At 31.9% G+C, this 17,087-nt stretch carries 12 protein-coding genes and 1 pseudogene; 10 read left to right on the forward strand and 3 right to left on the reverse strand.

Annotated elements, in window-relative coordinates:
• Window positions 1-133 precede the first annotated feature (133 nt).
• The 8 genes and pseudogenes from QO200_RS03705 to QO200_RS03740 all read left to right on the forward strand — a co-directional run.
• Window positions 134-304 carry a hypothetical protein gene (locus QO200_RS03705; protein ID WP_371536526.1) on the forward strand — a complete coding sequence of 57 codons (171 nt, stop codon included), beginning with the start codon at window positions 134-136 and terminating at the stop codon, window positions 302-304.
• Between the two features lie 131 nt (window positions 305-435).
• Window positions 436-1,566 (forward strand): alcohol dehydrogenase catalytic domain-containing protein, encoded by a 1,131-nt coding sequence (locus tag QO200_RS03710; RefSeq protein ID WP_371536528.1) that lies wholly within the window; start codon window positions 436-438, stop codon window positions 1,564-1,566.
• Window positions 1,567-1,599: 33 nt separating this feature from the next.
• Complete coding sequence (locus QO200_RS03715) at window positions 1,600-2,493, forward strand: CPBP family intramembrane glutamic endopeptidase (protein WP_371536530.1); 894 nt, start codon at window positions 1,600-1,602, stop codon at window positions 2,491-2,493.
• Window positions 2,483-4,699: a lantibiotic dehydratase family protein gene (locus QO200_RS03720; protein ID WP_371536533.1), complete on the forward strand. Its 2,217-nt coding sequence runs from the start codon at window positions 2,483-2,485 to the stop codon at window positions 4,697-4,699. Before QO200_RS03715 ends, QO200_RS03720 begins: the two co-directional genes overlap by 11 nt.
• Entirely contained in the window at window positions 4,696-5,556 is an 861-nt protein-coding gene (locus tag QO200_RS03725; protein WP_371536536.1) for a thiopeptide-type bacteriocin biosynthesis protein, read from the forward strand. The genes QO200_RS03720 and QO200_RS03725 overlap by 4 nt, the downstream gene beginning before the upstream one ends.
• A gap of 130 nt (window positions 5,557-5,686) precedes the next feature.
• On the forward strand, window positions 5,687-6,823 hold the full coding sequence (locus QO200_RS03730; RefSeq protein WP_371536539.1) for an HlyD family secretion protein: 1,137 nt from the start codon (window positions 5,687-5,689) through the stop codon (window positions 6,821-6,823).
• Complete coding sequence (locus tag QO200_RS03735; protein WP_371536542.1) at window positions 6,824-8,974, forward strand: peptidase domain-containing ABC transporter; 2,151 nt, start codon at window positions 6,824-6,826, stop codon at window positions 8,972-8,974. It begins immediately after the preceding gene.
• Window positions 8,975-9,001: 27 nt separating this feature from the next.
• Window positions 9,002-9,223 (forward strand): annotated as a pseudogene (locus tag QO200_RS03740) (hypothetical protein); the annotation flags it as partial.
• 127 nt (window positions 9,224-9,350) lie between these two features.
• Here QO200_RS03740 and QO200_RS03745 read toward each other — a convergent pair.
• The 3 genes from QO200_RS03745 to QO200_RS03755 all read right to left on the reverse strand — a co-directional run bounded on the left by QO200_RS03745 (window position 9,351) and on the right by QO200_RS03755 (window position 11,972).
• Window positions 9,351-10,295, reverse strand: a complete 945-nt coding sequence (locus QO200_RS03745) for an alpha/beta hydrolase family protein (protein ID WP_371536544.1) — start codon at window positions 10,293-10,295, stop codon at window positions 9,351-9,353.
• Window positions 10,296-10,571: 276 nt separating this feature from the next.
• Window positions 10,572-11,081 (reverse strand): DUF6141 family protein, encoded by a 510-nt coding sequence (locus tag QO200_RS03750; protein ID WP_371536547.1) that lies wholly within the window; start codon window positions 11,079-11,081, stop codon window positions 10,572-10,574.
• A gap of 525 nt (window positions 11,082-11,606) precedes the next feature.
• Complete coding sequence (locus QO200_RS03755) at window positions 11,607-11,972, reverse strand: helix-turn-helix domain-containing protein (RefSeq protein ID WP_371536551.1); 366 nt, start codon at window positions 11,970-11,972, stop codon at window positions 11,607-11,609.
• A gap of 638 nt (window positions 11,973-12,610) precedes the next feature.
• On the opposite strand from QO200_RS03755, the gene QO200_RS03760 reads away from it, so the two are divergent.
• Entirely contained in the window at window positions 12,611-15,637 is a 3,027-nt protein-coding gene (locus QO200_RS03760; protein WP_371536554.1) for a SusC/RagA family TonB-linked outer membrane protein, read from the forward strand.
• Between the two features lie 18 nt (window positions 15,638-15,655).
• The gene (locus tag QO200_RS03765; RefSeq protein WP_371536557.1) at window positions 15,656-17,086 is read left to right on the forward strand and encodes a RagB/SusD family nutrient uptake outer membrane protein; all 1,431 of its coding nucleotides are present in this window, start codon (window positions 15,656-15,658) and stop codon (window positions 17,084-17,086) included.
• The last annotated feature ends 1 nt before the right edge of the window (window position 17,087 follow it).

Here is a 17,087-nt window from a genome sequence, read left to right on the forward strand (position 1 = left end):
ATAAAATAGAAATGGAAACTATTAAAGGAGGAAATATGTCAAGTATATTTTCTGTAACAGATTCCCTATCACTTACACTTACAATTTCTTACACTATTGGATAGGAATATTTATTAACAAAAAAAAAATTATTATGAAACAAATTGCTAAAAAAAAGAATCAATTAAAATTTGATAAAAAAGTGATTGCCAATTTAAATAAAATAGAAATGGAAACTATTAAAGGCGGAAATATGTCAGGTCAATTTCCTGCAACATTCACGTTCACTATTCCACAACCAGCTACAATGACTTATACTATTTGATAGGAGCTATGTGAATAAATTGCACATAACAACTGTCATATAACTCTATATAAATTATTCAAATTAAAATATTTTTATGAATTTATTTATATAGAGTTACAATTTAAAATTAATCTTTAAAAATAAAAAATATGAAGAGTGTCTCTCTTATTGGTAATAACTTAAATGTGTCTGAAAACATTATGCATACAGGACATTTTAAACTTGAAAATGAAAAAATAAATGTTGGATTAGTTGAAGAGGATGACTTCTCATTATCTGATTCTAATGATCCAGACAATAGGGTTTTAGTGAAGAAAAAAGGAATCTCCTGTAATTATAGAGATAAGACTTTAATATTAAATTACGATAAGCAACTGAATATTCTAGGAGAAAAGGGAGAGGTCGCTTTTTCTTATATCGGTTCTGAGTTTGTGGGAGAAGTAATAGATATTGGTAAGAATGTTAAATCTTTAAAAATTGGTGATAGAGTTGTTGCAAATGCAACTTATCCTTCTTATTCCGATGATTATATTGGGGGTTTGCCTTCAAATCATGCTTCACGAAGAATTGATGATTTTAAAGAAAATAAACTTATAAAAATTCCTGATGTTTTATCTGATGAAATTGCATCTGCCTTTGTAGTAGGAGCATTTACAGCATATTCAATGATACGTAAAGTTGTAAAACCAAATGCAAAAATACTGGTTACAGCTGCTAAGTCCAATACATCTTTAGCTGTCATCAGTGCTTTAAGGAATTTTCCTGTCGAAGTTTACGCAATGACTTCATCTTCTGATAATTGTGATATATTATATGAAAATGGTGTGAAAAAAATATTCGTAGTAAATCATGAGTTGGATAATTATTTGGATGATAAAGATATTTTTGAGTTTGTCAAAGAAAAGGGTCTTTTTGATGCAGTTATAGATCCTCTTTTCGATATACATCTTGGAAAGGTCATTAAATTAATGAATAATGATGCAAAATATGTTACCTGTGGTTTATATAACCAATTCCCAACTTTTTTAGATACGAAGTTTAATCAAAAGAATTCATTTGAGGATGTAATTAAATTAGCAATGATAAAAAACATTTCTATTATTGGTAACTGCATCGGTTTAAAGGAAGATTTTGACTTGGCATTAGAGCACTTTATTGATGGTAAATTTTCAATTTTAATTGACAAAGTGTTTACTGAAGGCCAAGAAAAAGAATTTTTTGATTTAACTTATAGTTTCAAAGAACGACTTGGCAAAGTTGTGTATTTGTATAATGACTAATCGAAAATTAATATCAAATTTTAATAATATCAAATGAGAAAAATTATTTTATTTATAATATCATGCTATTCAATTTCAATATTGTTTGGAATTATAATTTGGGAATTGAAAGGAAATTCAAATGCAATATCTCCATCTCCTTACCAATTGGTTCTCACTGTTGGGTTGATGTTTACACCTGCTCTTGTAGCTTATTGGATTGAAAATAAAAAGTTTAAAGATTTTACAAATAAATATCAATTAAATTTTAAAAACATTAATTGGAAATCAACTATAAAATATCTTTTAATAACAAATATTATTATCCCAATACTTATATTGGGATATGGGTACTTCTTAGGTAATTTTTTAAAAATCGAACAGTTTGGCGAACTAGCTACCTCTATTAAACAAGTTGATCCTAAGCTGTTTAGAATGCCATCAATGATTTTTAATGTTAAATATCCATTAGTGGTTGTCTCGATAATCATATCTGTGATTAGTTTAATCGCGGGTTGCTCTGTTAATGCTTTAGTTGCTTTAGGAGAAGAAATTGGTTGGAGAGGTTTTTTGGAGAAAAATATTAAATTAAATTTTATAACTAAAAATATTTTAATAGGCAGTATATGGGGATTATGGCATGCTCCAATCATATTATGTGGACATAACTTTCCAAATTATCCATATTGGGGAATATTAATGATGGTATTTTTATGTATAACCCTCTCTTTTTATTATTCATTTATTTTGAGAAAAACGAAAAGTCTATTTGTAATGGGGGCTTTGCATGGTAGCTTCAATGCTTTTACACCATTATTAGCTGCAAGCCCTTTTTTATTGCATAACAATGAGTTGTTTGGACCAATTGGAATTTTGATGATACTCACAGTTTTAACCATTTCTACTATTTCTTACATAATAGACAAAAAAAGAATTTATGAAAAATAGTAATTATAAATTATTTAATAAATTTATTTTAAGAACTCCATTGCTTGACTTTGATTCTAATTTCTTCGAAAAATTGAATCAAGATGATATTGTAAATCTACTAAAAGAAGATAAAATTCAGGAATCTCTATTTTTAGCTTCAAAAGAACTTCTTGAAATTATAAACAAGCAATTAGAAACAGATAATAAAATCAGTAAGGAAAGTTTATATTCTATCTTAAAATACGTTTCTAGAATGAGTACTCGATGCACTCCTTTCGGAACATTTGCTGGAATATCATTAGGAGAATTTACTAACAATAAAAGTGAATTTAAATTAAATAAAACTTCGGAGTATAAAAATCACATTCAGTTAGATATGAATGTATTATTTTCAATATTTCAAACAATAAATCAAAATAAGGATATCAGGAAATATTTTAACTATTATCCAAACACTTCAATAAACAATAATTTCTATCAAAGCTCTTTAAATTATATTGAATATGTATATAAAAATGGCAAAAGAAATCACCTTTTAACTTCTGTTTCAAACAGTTCATATCTAGAATTAATTTTAGAAAAAACCGTAAATGGGATGAAATTTAACGATCTAGTTGATTTATTAATTAGCGAAGAAATTGAATCAGAAGATGCTTTTGAATTCATTAATGACCTCATAGATTCACAGATATTAATTAATGAATTAGAACCATACACCACTGGGGATGAGCCTTTGAATTTTATTATTGACAAAATTAAAAATATAAATGAGTTAACAGAATTGCATATTAAGCTAATTGAAATAAATGAAATTTTAAATGAAATTGGAACTTCATTTTCAAAAACTAATAATATACATTCATATACTAAAATTCATGAAATTTTAAAAGAATTAAACATTACATTCAATCCAAAAGACTTATTTCAATCTAATCTGAATATATCTTTAGAAAAAAATAATCTGTCAGATAGAACTCAAAAAGAAATTCTTAAAGGTATTGAGATAATTAATCGGCTAACATCCAGACAATCAAATAATAATTTAGAAAATTTTAAGAAAGAATTTTATATTAGGTATCAAGATCAAGAAGTTTCATTATTGGAAGTTTTAGATATAGACAATGGGATTGGATATACAAGTATGTCTAGTAAAACGACCTCTCCTTTATTAGAAGACTTAAATTTCCCAGGTTCAATAAATAATCGTTTGATTCAATCCGATAAAATCACATCATTTTTTACCTACAAATTATCCGAAGCATATTTAATGAATGAAAAAACAATAAACTTAAATGATGAGGATTTAGATAAATTTGACCTTAATTGGGATGATTTACCACTTACTATGTCATCAATGGTAGAGATTTACAAAAAAAATGATTCTGAGAATTTATATTCGATTAGTAATTGTGGTGGTAGTTCTGCAGCAAATATATTAGCGAGATTTTGTAATTCAAATGTTGAAATATCAAAATATGTTGAAAATGAAATTATAGCAACAGAAAATAATTTAATTGAGGATAGTCATATTCTCGCTGAAATAACCCATTTGCCAGAATCAAGAGTTGGCAACATTTTATTGCGGCCACAATTAAGAGAATATGAAATACCTTATTTAGCTAAGTCTAACTTACCAGTCGAAAGTCAAATATTTCTTAAGGATATTTACGTGTCCTTTAGAAATAATAAAATTCTTTTAAAATCAAAGAAACTAAACAAATTCATTTTGCCTAGACTGACTACCGCTCATAATTTCAATAATCCTTTTTTAGTTTCTGTGTATCGGTTTTTATGTGATATTCAAAATCAAAACAGCAGAGCCAATATTGGTTTTAGTTGGGGAATAATTTCGGAAAACTTCATTTATTTGCCACGGTTACAGTACAAAAATATAATAATATCAAAAGCATATTGGAATTTGAAGAAAAAACATATTGAATATTTATACACATTTCAAACAGCAGAATTATTGCAAGAAATAAAAAAATGGAGACATAAATACTTTATAAAAGACGAAGTAATTATTAAGGATTTTGATAATAAATTATATATAAATTTTAATAACATACTGTCTGTAGAATTGTTTTTGAATGCTTTAAAAAATAGAGATAATTTTATTATCGAAGAGTTTCTATACAACGAATATGATTCAATAGTAAATAATGGTAAAAAGGATTTATATACCAATGAGTTTATTTTCTCATTTTATAAAAATAATATATGAAAACACAAAGAAAGTTTATATTAGGAGATGAGTGGATTTATTATAAAATCTATTTAGGAGAATATGCTTCAGATTTAGTATTAGTTGATTTGATTAGTAATATTTCTAAAAAATTTATTGAAAATAAGATTATTGATAAATTTTTTTTTATTCGTTATAATGAAAATGGTTATCACATAAGAGTAAGGTTTCATCTTGTAAATAACTCGAAAATCAGTACTGTAATAGACACTTTTAATAAAATGATTAAAGAAAGTTTTGAAAAAAACATTATTTATAAGATACAAGTTGATACTTATGAGCGGGAACTTGAAAGATACTATGGTGATTGTGTAATTTATTCAGAAAATATATTTTATCATGATAGTTTGGTTACGCTTGAATTTTTATCGGCATTACATAAGTTTAATCTTGATGAAAATTATAGATGGTTATTTGGTATTTATTCTATTGATTTTTTAATTAAAGACTTCGGATTTGAGTTACATGACCGTTTTAAAATCATGGAATTATTAAATGAATCATTTAGTAAAGAATTCAATATTAATAAAGGCTTGACAAAACAATTAGATAGTAAATTTAGATTCGAAAAAGATAAAATCACTCAATTATTAAATGATGGGAATAAAGATTTTGAGTCTCTTTTAAGATTACGATCATCAAATATTTCAGATGATATTAAAAAAATAAAAGCTAAATTAAATAATGACGAATTAGTTAAAATTCTGGTCAGTTATATTCATATGTCATGCAACAGATTATTTAGAAGTAATCCTCGAAAACATGAGTTTGTTTTATATCATTTTTTATGGAAATATTATAGATCAGCAGTAGGTAGGATTTCCCATCAAAATTAGAATTTAATCTCTAAATTAGCAAAACTTACTCAATCATAAGAATGAGAAAAAAGTTATTAGCTTATGTGAAATATTTCGATAATATTTTTCCCGTGAAATTATAATTAATTTTTAGTTTAACATATTTTCTATGAACTTCAGTTCTGACCCAATAAATACTCTTGAAAATCTTGTCTTCAAAAATAAAATTAAAAGTTTTTCTATTTACTTGGTAATTCTTTTGGTTATTATCATTTTGGTTGCATTATTACCAGTTATTAAAGTAGATATAAGTAGCCAAAGTAGAGGCATTGTTCGTAGTAAAATAGACAATGTGCCAATTGCAACCATAGTAAGTGGCAGGATAACATGGTTGGCATTAAAAAATAATGCTACAGTCAATAAAGGAGATACTCTTATTAAGATTTCTAAACAAAGTCTAGAGACCGACAAAAATACTCAAGGTAAACTGTCAAGTTCAGTTTTTACATTGCTTAACGATGTGTCTAATGTTTTACAAGACAAAACGAATAGTTTAAAAACTGCGTCAGCACGAGAAGATTTTGCAAAATTCCAAGATCATAGAAACGAACTACAGAGTAAAATATCTCAAGCACAGCTTAACTTCAATCGCAATAAAGAACTGTATGATAAGGACATTATTGCTAAAGCGGAATTTGAAAAATATTTGTACGAATTACGTTTTGTCAATCAAGCGTTGCAAAGTTATGTTAGTCAACAAAAAGCCACTTGGGAAAATCAAAAAAGAGATTTGGAGGAACAAATGAAAAATTTAAATGGAACTGTAAATAAGATAAATGTAGAATCTAACAATTACGTTGTTTTAGCACCAATTTCTGGCTCAATTGAAAACTTTTCTGGACTACAAGTGGGATCATTTATTAATGCTTCGCAACCTATTGCCACGATTTCGGCAATTGATCATCTGATTGTAGAAAATACCGTTTCTCCTAATGATATTGGATTGATACGTAGAAATCAAAAGGTACAATTTCAATTAGACGCTTTCAATTATAATCAATGGGGATTACTAGAGGGTAAAGTTATAGATATAGATCACAATATTACAATTAATGAGAATCAAGCTTTTTTCAAAGTAAGATGCAAATTGAATTCTACTACGTTTGAATTAAAGTCGGGTTATAAAACTTCGATTTCTAAAGGGATGACACTTACAAGTAGGTATGCTATAACTCAAAGAAGCTTATTTGACTTATTGTTTGATAAAGTGGATGATTGGTTGAACCCTAAACAAATTGCAAAATAAATGACATCAATAAAAGTAAAACAACACGATATTAAAGATTGTGGTGCTGCATGTTTGGCATCTATTGGGAATTATTTTAAGGTTAACCTTTCAATAGCTCGTATTCGTCAATACGCTAATACAGACAAACAAGGTACAAATGTATTAGGTATTATTGAAGCTGCTGAAAAAATGGGGTTTATAGCAAAAGGAGTAAAAGGAGGTATAGATGCTGTTGATAAAATTCCACTGCCTGCTATAGCTCACGTGATTATCAAAGAACAACAGCCACATTATATCGTTATATATTCAGTAAATAAAGATAAAATTGAAGCTATGGATCCTGCAATTGGGAAAATTGTAACATATCACTATGAAGATTTTCAAAAAATATGGACTGGGGTTTTAGTTCTTTTTGCTAAAAATGATGACTTTAAAATTTTTAACGAAAAAATATCCTCGACAGAAAGATTTTGGCATTTAGTACAACCACATAAAATAATTTTAGTTCAAGCTTTAGTAGGAGCAATTGTTTTTACTGTTTTAGGTTTGGCGATGTCTATATATATACAAAAAATAACAGATTATGTCCTAGTCGGAGGTAATAGAAATCTATTAAATTTATTAAGTATTTCTATGCTTGTCATTATTTTAATTCAGGCTTATATAGGCTCTCAAAAAAGTATTTTTGTAATGAAAACGGGACAATTAATTGATGCAAAATTAATTCTGGGTTATTACAAACATTTACTTCATTTACCGCAACAGTTTTTTGATACTATGCAAATTGGAGAAATTGTCTCAAGAATAAATGATGCAGTAAAAATTAGATCATTTATAAATGAAGTTGCTATAGAAATGATAGTAAATATATTTATAGTTTTTTTTTCCTTTACACTTATGTTTACGTATTATTGGAAACTTGCTTTAGTAATTTTACTTGTTATCCCTTTTTATGTATTTATTTATTTTATTCTAAATAAATTCAACAAAAAAGTGGAGCGAAATATAATGGAAAACTCTGCGGAATTACAAACACAATTGGTAGAAAGTGTGACTCACATTCGAACTGTAAAAGAATTTGGAATAGAAGATTTTTCTAATTTAAAAACAGAAAATAAATTTATAAAATTGTTATTTACAACATATAAATCAGGACTGAATGGTATTTTCGCAGGAACATCTACTCAGTTTTTAGCTTCGTTTTTTACGGTTATTCTCATGTGGATTGGCTCAGGATATGTTATAGATAGAACAATAAGCCCCGGGGAATTATTTTCATTTTATGCTTTGATTGGTTATTTCACTTCTCCTGTAGCTTCCTTAATTGGAATGAATAAAACTGCACAAAATGCTCTAATAGCAGCAGACAGACTTTTTGAGATTATGGATTTAGAACGTGAGGAAACTGAAAATAAAATTGATTTACAAGAAGAAAATATTGATGATATAAAATTTGAAAATGTTTCATTCCGGTATGGATCTCGAACGGAAGTTTTTAAAAACTTTAATGCCGTTTTTAAAAAAAACAAGACAACTGCGATTGTGGGCGAAAGTGGAAGTGGTAAGACAACTTTAATTTCATTGTTGCAAAATTTGTATCCAATAACAGAAGGTAAAATCTTCTTTGGGGAATACGACTCGCAATTTATTCACTACAAGAGTTTACGCAATTGCATTGGTGTCATTCCACAACAGCTCAATTTATTTTCAGGAAATATTATAGAAAACATTGCTTTAGGAGATTCTGTTCCAAATATGCATCGTGTTTTAGATTTATCAAAACAATTAGGAATAACTGAATTTGTTGAAAAACTGCCAAACGGTTTTGATACTCAAATAGGAGAAAATGGAGCGATGCTATCAGGAGGGCAAAAACAGCGTATTGCTATTGCTAGAGCTTTATATAAAAATCCAAAAATATTATTAATGGACGAAGCGACATCATCATTAGATACGAATTCTGAAAAAATAGTAAAAGATGTTATTGATAATTACAAAAAGCAAGGGAAAACAATTATTATTATAGCGCATCGATTAAGTACAATAGCAAATTCGGACACAATACTCGTAATGGAAAATGGTACAATAATAGAAGAAGGTGTTCATAATGATTTATTATCTAAAAATGGGAAATATTACGATTTATGGAATAAACAGAGCATGGTTTAATTACAACGCAATTAATAAATTTATTGTATTTACACTACAAATTTAATTGAAAATCTTAATGGTAAAATCCGAAGACACACTAAAAACAATGCCATTCCGCATTATATTTTAGTGCAATGGTTTTGGTATAAAATGTCATTCCCAACTGATGTCGCTGTCTTGAAATCTGTATATTTTGCTTTAAGAGAGCAACAAAAAAATGGTCAATGCCTATTGAAATTAGGAATTGTTTTAAACCCCTATATTTGAAAAAAGGCCCCGATTATAAAATCGAAGCCCTAACTTTTCAGCTTACACCGCTTTGCGGGATAGTGTCAACCATACAGTCTTTAAGTCTGCTAGCCACTCCTATGGATTTTCAGTCCATAGGAGTGGCTTAGTTTTTAATAAAGGATCCTATTTTATTAATCATTTCTACTGAAATAGGTAAGGTTTCATCATTGTAACTCTTTAAATTTGATTGGTTATCCCCATCTATAATTTTCATAATGTGATTCATTTTATTAATTACTAATAATTCTGATTTTTTATTGGCTTGTGATAAATTTTCTGCATCTGCTACGGTTACTTGAATATCATTATTTCCTTGTATTATAAGTATTGGTATACTCAATTTTTTGATTTCTGTTTGTGGATTATATTTAAACCAAGAAATCATATAAGGTTGAACACTTGGTCTAAAAAGAGAAGAAAGCATAGGTGGAACATTTTCTACAAGTTTTCCGTTTTTTAAGCTGTCAATAATAGGAAAAGTTAAATCTTGAACTTGTTTAGGTTGTTTAGATAATTGTTCTTTTATTATTTTGTCTGCAGAATTTCCAGCACCAGCGATTGAAATAAATTTATCAGCTTTTGCACTTGCTATCATTCCGATTAAAGATCCTTCACTATGTCCAATAACAACAATTTTTGAAAAGCGTTTGTCTTTTTCTAACAAATCTATCCAATTTTCCACATCTGTTATATAATCTTCGAATCTTAAATTTGCTTCTGATTTTGTTGCATTTTTACTTTCTCCAACTCCTCTTTTATCATATCTTAATGAGGCAATGCCATTTTTAGCTAATTCTATTGATAACATTTTTAAGGAATTATTTTTCATCATGGAATTATTTCCATCTCTGTCGGTTGGACCTGAACCAGCTATTATAAGTACTACTGGATATTTCTTAGATAAACTTAAAGTTGTTAAAGTTCCGAAAATTTCTTCTGAATTTATGTTTAGAATTTTTTTTGATTCTTCAAAAGTTATTTCTTTTGAACTTTGTGCATTTATAAAATTTATAAATAAAATTAGGAATAATAGGGTTTTCTTTTTCATTTTAGTTTTTTATGTTAAATAATTATTTTTCTATAAGTTTCATAGTTTACAAAAAGTGTTTAATTTTAGTAAATCTATTTCAAGATTTGATAACTGTCAGCTCGTCTAAAAACCTCCAAACAATCTTTGATTTTATTAATTAGAAAGTAAATATGTTTGATTTGAACTACAATTATTTTTCTTTTTAAAACTAATTCCGGTTCCGTTCAACTCAGGTTTCATTTTCGTGCTGCGCACGCAACGACCTTAGCTGTTGGCAGTAGTTGTATTCTCTCATTAAGTTGCGGTTAAATGTCCAAGTCGCTTTAAAGTCAAGGTTGCTTCCTCAACTTTGTTAGTTCCAATAAGAAGTCTAGTTCCGTCCTGCATTACAAGTTGAATCCCTATGTCGCCTGAAACATTTAAAGCTCTATTTTTTCCAAGTCCACGAATTCCCCAACCACCAAACTCTCTAATTGGATTATACTGCCTAACAAATGATTGATTTATTTTGTCCCATGGATAATATTTAAATCCCAATTGAAACGGAAAAAATCGTACATAAATTCCGTCTGTTTTAATGTTTGTTTCAAGTCGCAAACTGAAGAATAAAAATGAAAATAAAAGCGTCAATATTGTTACTAAAATAAGTCCAATATTAGAAATTGGTTTATCTCCAAATTGGTGTCTAAAAATCACTTGCTTTGTCAAACTAAAAATGAAAAGCCCATTTATTCCAATCAAGATTAACCAAAGCCAAATTTTTTTGAAGCGTTGTCTTTCTGAAAATAATATTATGTTGTCCATAGGAAAAGTGTATGTTATTGATGGTCGGTCGAACAATTACTTCCAATAGACGGTCGCTAGGCGAAGGCATTTGCGATTGTGCTTAACAGCGAGTTGGACAAAGTGGCTTCGGCTTTTTTGTCCAACTTGTATTATAGACACAAACCTTCGAGTATATACCTACTACTTGGGCAGATTGGCGAAAGTTTGTTTCGTTTTTATTATACATTGCCAAACATACAAAATAGTTTTTATTATTTAGTATCATTTCTTACATTTTAAAAAAAATATAAAAAAACTTCGCAGCATCTTTCCTATTTCCTTTTACTCAATTGTTCATAAAACATCCCTCTCAGGTAAAGCCTCACAAACCACAACACAACTACTATAATTATTTTGTACCATTCCATACCTCAAATATAGAACGTCTAGAAAGTTACTCTTTCATTATGAAGCTTGTTACTCCGTTATTGACAACTTTAAATTCCGAATTTACAAGTATTTATAAAATAAAAAAAGATGCCTAAAGCATCTTTTTTCTTCTAATTATTTAGCTAATAAACTATATTTTATTAAAATGGTTTTCTTCAGAAAACTGTAATAGTCCTTCTTTTCTTGAGTCAGCTTGACTTCAAACTTAAAAGATTCTTCAACAATTGACAACAACTCATCTTTATTCCGTAAAATAAATAGATTACAAAAATCAATATTTAATTGTTTACTTATTGAAAATACTTTATCCCACGCACTTATATTTTCAAATCGTTCCACTCTTCCTATCATAGTTGGATTATATTCCAATAGCACAGCAAGATCATTCTGAGATAGACCCTTCTTCAATCTAGCTAATCTAAGCATACATCCTATTTGAATGTTTAATAATTCTAGTTCTAATTCATTATCCTTTTCCATAAAGTAAAATTTGAGAAAAAAGCTTAATTTATTCGATACAAATTTGTATCGAATAAATTATTCACTATATTTGTCAAAATAATTACATCTAAAAATGTAATTTTGCGATCCTTCATATAAAATATTTGAAGCATTCGCTTTGAATCTCGTTTTCAAAAACTAGTACTTTTAACACGCGAGATGATAAGTAAGATGCTCACGTCCCATGGCGTGGGCTCACTTATTCGTGTGTGGGTATACTAGTACCTTGAAAGCGATATAAGCTGAGTTCCATGCCATTTTTTTATTCTCTTGGCACAATTCATAGCTTATGTTCTTAGCACCGCTTCCATTTTAAGTTTCGCAATACCATTAACTAAATGAATTAGTTAGGAAAGGCACTGCCACCGTCTGGCTGCAACAGGCAACGGCAGTAGGCTTTCCTTTTAAAAAAACTTTAAATCTAAAGCCTATGCAATAAAAAAAATCTCATCCACTCTTTCAGTCATCGTTAAACTTTCGACTTCAAGACATTAAAACTTTAGTCTTCGACCTTTGACTTTAAGACTTTAAAAAAAAGATCCTCTAACCGGCCGGCAAAACTAGTATAGAGGATCAAAGCCAACAAAACTAACGTTTCATTAAACTAACCCAATATTATGAAAAATTTTTCATTAAATAAAGGGTTGGCGGCACTTTGGTATCCGTTTATTTTCGGATTTTACCTCTTTTGCACGCCAGCCTTAGCAAGGAACACTTTGCGGTTTTCTTATCCACAACAACAAACGCAGGTCAGCGGTATCGTGACCGATGGTACTCTTCCCCTTTCAGGGGTAAGTATTTCGATAAAGGGACGGCAAACAACAATTGCCACCGATTTCGACGGGAAGTTTGCTATAATGGCATTACCCAACGATATTCTCATTTTTACATATATAGGTTTTAAAACCCTTACAATTCCTGTTGCTGGCCGTTCTATAATTAATATCAAAATGCAAGAAGACGCGACTGCTCTACAAGAGGTCAAGATCAATGCAGGATACTATTCCGTAAAAGAAAGCGAACGCACAGGAAGCATCGCAAAAATAACATCCAAAGACATAGAAAAACAGCCCGTCACCAATGTATTGGCAGCCATGCAGGGACGGATTGCTGGCGTTAATATTACCCAAAATACGGGAGTAGCGGGAGGCGGTTTCGATATACAGATACGAGGGCAAAACAGTTTACGCTCTGATGGCAACAGACCGCTGTATATTATTGATGGGGTGCCTTATTCCTCCGAGGCAGTTGGATCCGATCTTACAGGCATTGTCCTTCCTGGCCCGACGAGTCCCTTAAACAGTATCAATCCCGGTGACATAGAGAGCATTGAGGTACTTAAAGATGCCGATGCAACGGCTATTTATGGTTCGAGAGGTGCTAACGCAGTGATCTTGATTACTACAAAAAAAGGCAAAGAAGGCAAAACAAAATTCACTGCAAATCTGTCGGGTGGTTTAGGCAAAGTAACCCGATTTATGGATTTGATGCATACCGAGCAGTACCTGCAACTGCGCAGAGAAGCTTTTGCCAATGATGGCATCCCGTATGGCCCAACTGATTATGACGTAAATGGAACATGGGATCAAAACCGATATACCGACTGGCAAAAAACACTCATTGGAGGAACTTCAGAAATCAACGATATACAAACGTCAATATCGGGAGGTTCCTCCCAAACACAATTCCTTATCAATGGCAATTATCATAAGGAAACAACTGTTTTTCCCGGCGACTATAATTACAGGAAAGGGAATCTACATGCAAATTTGAACCATGAATCCGAGAACAAAAAATTCCATATCAATTTTTCAATGGGATATACGGCACAGGAAAATAACCAACCAGGAATTGATATTACACAGCAAGCCATTCTTCTTGCACCGAATGCCCCCGCATTATACGACACGCAGGGAAATTTAAACTGGGAAAACAGCACTTGGAACAACCCGCTGAGCAATCTGGCAGGAAAATATACCTCGAGATCCAATGACCTTTTTGCCAATAGCTTGCTATCTTACAATATTCTACCCAATTTAATTGCTAAAGCAAGTTTTGGTTTTACTGATACCCGTTTTGATGATAGTCGAACACAACCATCCACTATTTATGATCCAGCCTATGAAGTCGGCAGCGAATTTTCATCCATCTATGTCAATAACACTACTAGAAAATCTTGGATCATTGAGCCCCAACTATCATGGTCGAAAAAAATGGGCAAAGGAAAAACAGAAATCCTAATCGGCAGTACCTTTCAGCAGCAAACAGCCAGCCAGCTGGTGCAGGAAGCCGACGGATTCAGCAGTAATAGCCTGATCTATAATCTTTCCTCAGCCTTTCATGTATTTGACTTGTTACACAGCGAATCGGTCTATAAATATCAGGCCTTTTTCGGGAGAGTTAATGTATCATGGAATGAGCGTTACATCCTAAACGCCACCGGACGCAGGGACGGTTCAAGTAGATTTGGCCCCGACAAACAGTTTGCCACCTTTGGAGCCATCGGAAGTGCATGGCTCTTTTCAAACGAAACATTCGTAAAAGAGAACCTGGGTTTTCTAAGTTTTGGAAAACTTCGAGCCAGTTACGGTACAAGCGGAAATGACCAGATTGGTGATTACCAGTTTTTGGATACTTATGGCTCTTCAGGAAACAATTATGGCGGTGTGAATGGCATGGAACCGACACGATTATTCAATCCCAATTTTGGTTGGGAAACCAATAAAAAACTGGAAGTGGCATTGGAAACCGGTTTCTATAAAGACCGCATTTTTATAACAGCAGGCTGGTACAGCAATCGTTCTTCCAATCAATTGGTCGGGATTCCTCTTCCCGCAACTACAGGGTTTAATTCAATTCAAGCCAATTTAGACGCCACGGTTCAAAATAGAGGTGTCGAACTCACCTTGCGAACGGTTAACTTTCAAAGACAGCCCTTTAATTGGACAAGCAGTTTTAATTTGACAATCGCTCGCAATAAACTGTTGTCTTTTCCTGATCTCGAAGGGTCAACCTATGAGAATCAGTATGTAATTGGTCAACCCTTAAACATTAAAAAAGTATACCATTACACAGGAATAGATCCTACAACCGGTATCTACCAATTTGAGGATTTCAATTCAGATGGTTTAATTACGGCGGCTGAGGACAAGCAATCTATACGGGATCTGAATCCAAAATATTTTGGAGGATTTCAAAATACCTTTACTTACCAAAACTGGCAATTCGATTTTCTGTTCCAGTTCGTCAATCAACTGAACTATATAGGATCCTATGGTACAGGGATACCGGGCACCATGACCAATCAGCCCGAAACGGTCATCGACCGTTGGCAAACCCCTGGAGACAATGCACTTCATCAACAATATACCACAGGGGTAAATAGTGAAGCCGTAGATGCTTTTTACAAATATTATGTGAGCGATGCTATGATAACGGATGCCTCCTATGTACGGCTTAAGAATTTATCTTTATCCTATACCATCCCGGAACAATGGCTCAAAGGGATGAAATGCCGATTGGTATTTCAGGGGCAAAATCTTTTTACGATCACTTCTTACGAGGGTGCTGACCCCGAATCTAGATTTAGGACAAGTCTTCCTCCATTAAAAGTCTTTACAACTGGGCTTCAACTTACTTTCTAACCTCTTAATTCAAATAGTATGGAAAAGAAATCATTTTTTCGATTGATCCAAAAAAATAAAATCGAAACCCTCAACAATAGACTGTTGATAAGAATATTGCTTTGCTCTACTTTCTTTCTGAGTGCCTGTGATCATTTTGTGGAGGTTGACCTCCCGTCCTCTCAACTTACTGCAAATGCTGTTTTTCAGGACAAGGCTACAGCAAATGCCGCTATGGTAAGTATTTATGCTAAAATGAGGGACACGGGGATTTTAAGCGGAAATCTATCAGGTATGTCCAATCAAATGGGAAATTATACAGATGAATTAGTGTATTACGGTGATGTTTCCGGTACGCCCCGAGATTTCTACAACAATACAATTCTTCCTTCTAATGGGGAGATCTCTAATTGGTGGAGCAGCAGCTACAATCAGATTTACGCGGCAAATGCCATTATCGAAGGCGTTTCTGCTTCTACAGCATTGACTGTTGCGGATAAAAACCAATTCACAGGGGAAGCCTTGTTCGTACGGTCGCTGTTGCATTTTTATCTTCTCAATCTGTATGGAGCTGTGCCTTATATCACCACAACAAATTATCAGCAGAATAAAGTGGCACATAGAATGCCATCGGCTGAGCTCTATCCTCGTATTATAGATGATCTGGAACTGGCAGTTTCATTATTGCCTGAAGCGTATATTTCCAGCGACCGGGTTCGTCCCAATAAATCGGCAGCAATGGCATTATTGGCACGGGTATACCTTTACGATGGCCTGTGGGCGGAAGCCGCCAATGCAGCGTCTTATCTGATCAACAATACTGTTATGTATCCTTGGGAAACGAATCTGGATAATATATTCCTGAAAGAAAGCAGCACAACAATTTTGCAATTGATACCACGTACCGATGGTCAAAACACTCAAGAGGGAGAAACATTCATATTCACGGCAGGACCGCCATCACTCGTGGCTTTAAGTGAACAATTGGTCAATGGGTTTGAACCCGGAGATGAGCGTAAGAATCACTGGGTAGCTGCGATAACAAACGGCACAGATACTTGGTATCATGCCAATAAGTACAAAGAGAAATCAAATACTTCGAGTTCATTGGAGTATTCGATACTATTTCGTCTAGCGGAGCAATACCTGATTCGCTCTGAAGCTCGCGCTCAACAAGGTGATCTTATAGGAGCGAAAGAAGATTTAGATAAAATCAGAAACACCGCCGGACTTGCGGGAACTACTGCCGTTAGCCAGCAAGACATACTCAATGCCATCTTGCAGGAGAGAAAAGTGGAATTTTTCACAGAACTGGGACACCGATTTTTTGACTTAAAAAGGGCTAATCGCTTGGATGAAGTGTTATTACCGATAAAAGCGGGTTGGAACACTACTGACAGGCTCTTGTCTCTACCTGAATCGGAACTTTCATTGAATCCCAATCTTAATCCACAAAACCCAGGCTATTAAA

It is taken from the genome of Flavobacterium sp. Arc3 (assembly GCF_041431375.1).
GTDB lineage: Bacteria > Bacteroidota > Bacteroidia > Flavobacteriales > Flavobacteriaceae > Flavobacterium.

What these genes read in the sequence shown, in the direction of transcription:
- QO200_RS03705 (WP_371536526.1), top strand. Translation starts at nt 134, where the DNA reads ATGAAACAAATTGCTAAAAAAAAGAATCAATTAAAATTTGATAAAAAA.
- QO200_RS03710 (WP_371536528.1), top strand. Translation starts at nt 436, where the DNA reads ATGAAGAGTGTCTCTCTTATTGGTAATAACTTAAATGTGTCTGAAAAC.
- QO200_RS03715 (WP_371536530.1), top strand. Translation starts at nt 1,600, where the DNA reads ATGAGAAAAATTATTTTATTTATAATATCATGCTATTCAATTTCAATA.
- QO200_RS03720 (WP_371536533.1), top strand. Translation starts at nt 2,483, where the DNA reads ATGAAAAATAGTAATTATAAATTATTTAATAAATTTATTTTAAGAACT.
- QO200_RS03725 (WP_371536536.1), top strand. Translation starts at nt 4,696, where the DNA reads ATGAAAACACAAAGAAAGTTTATATTAGGAGATGAGTGGATTTATTAT.
- QO200_RS03730 (WP_371536539.1), top strand. Translation starts at nt 5,687, where the DNA reads ATGAACTTCAGTTCTGACCCAATAAATACTCTTGAAAATCTTGTCTTC.
- QO200_RS03735 (WP_371536542.1), top strand. Translation starts at nt 6,824, where the DNA reads ATGACATCAATAAAAGTAAAACAACACGATATTAAAGATTGTGGTGCT.
- QO200_RS03745 (WP_371536544.1), bottom strand. Translation starts at nt 10,295, where the DNA reads ATGAAAAAGAAAACCCTATTATTCCTAATTTTATTTATAAATTTTATA.
- QO200_RS03750 (WP_371536547.1), bottom strand. Translation starts at nt 11,081, where the DNA reads ATGGACAACATAATATTATTTTCAGAAAGACAACGCTTCAAAAAAATT.
- QO200_RS03755 (WP_371536551.1), bottom strand. Translation starts at nt 11,972, where the DNA reads ATGGAAAAGGATAATGAATTAGAACTAGAATTATTAAACATTCAAATA.
- QO200_RS03760 (WP_371536554.1), top strand. Translation starts at nt 12,611, where the DNA reads ATGAAAAATTTTTCATTAAATAAAGGGTTGGCGGCACTTTGGTATCCG.
- QO200_RS03765 (WP_371536557.1), top strand. Translation starts at nt 15,656, where the DNA reads ATGGAAAAGAAATCATTTTTTCGATTGATCCAAAAAAATAAAATCGAA.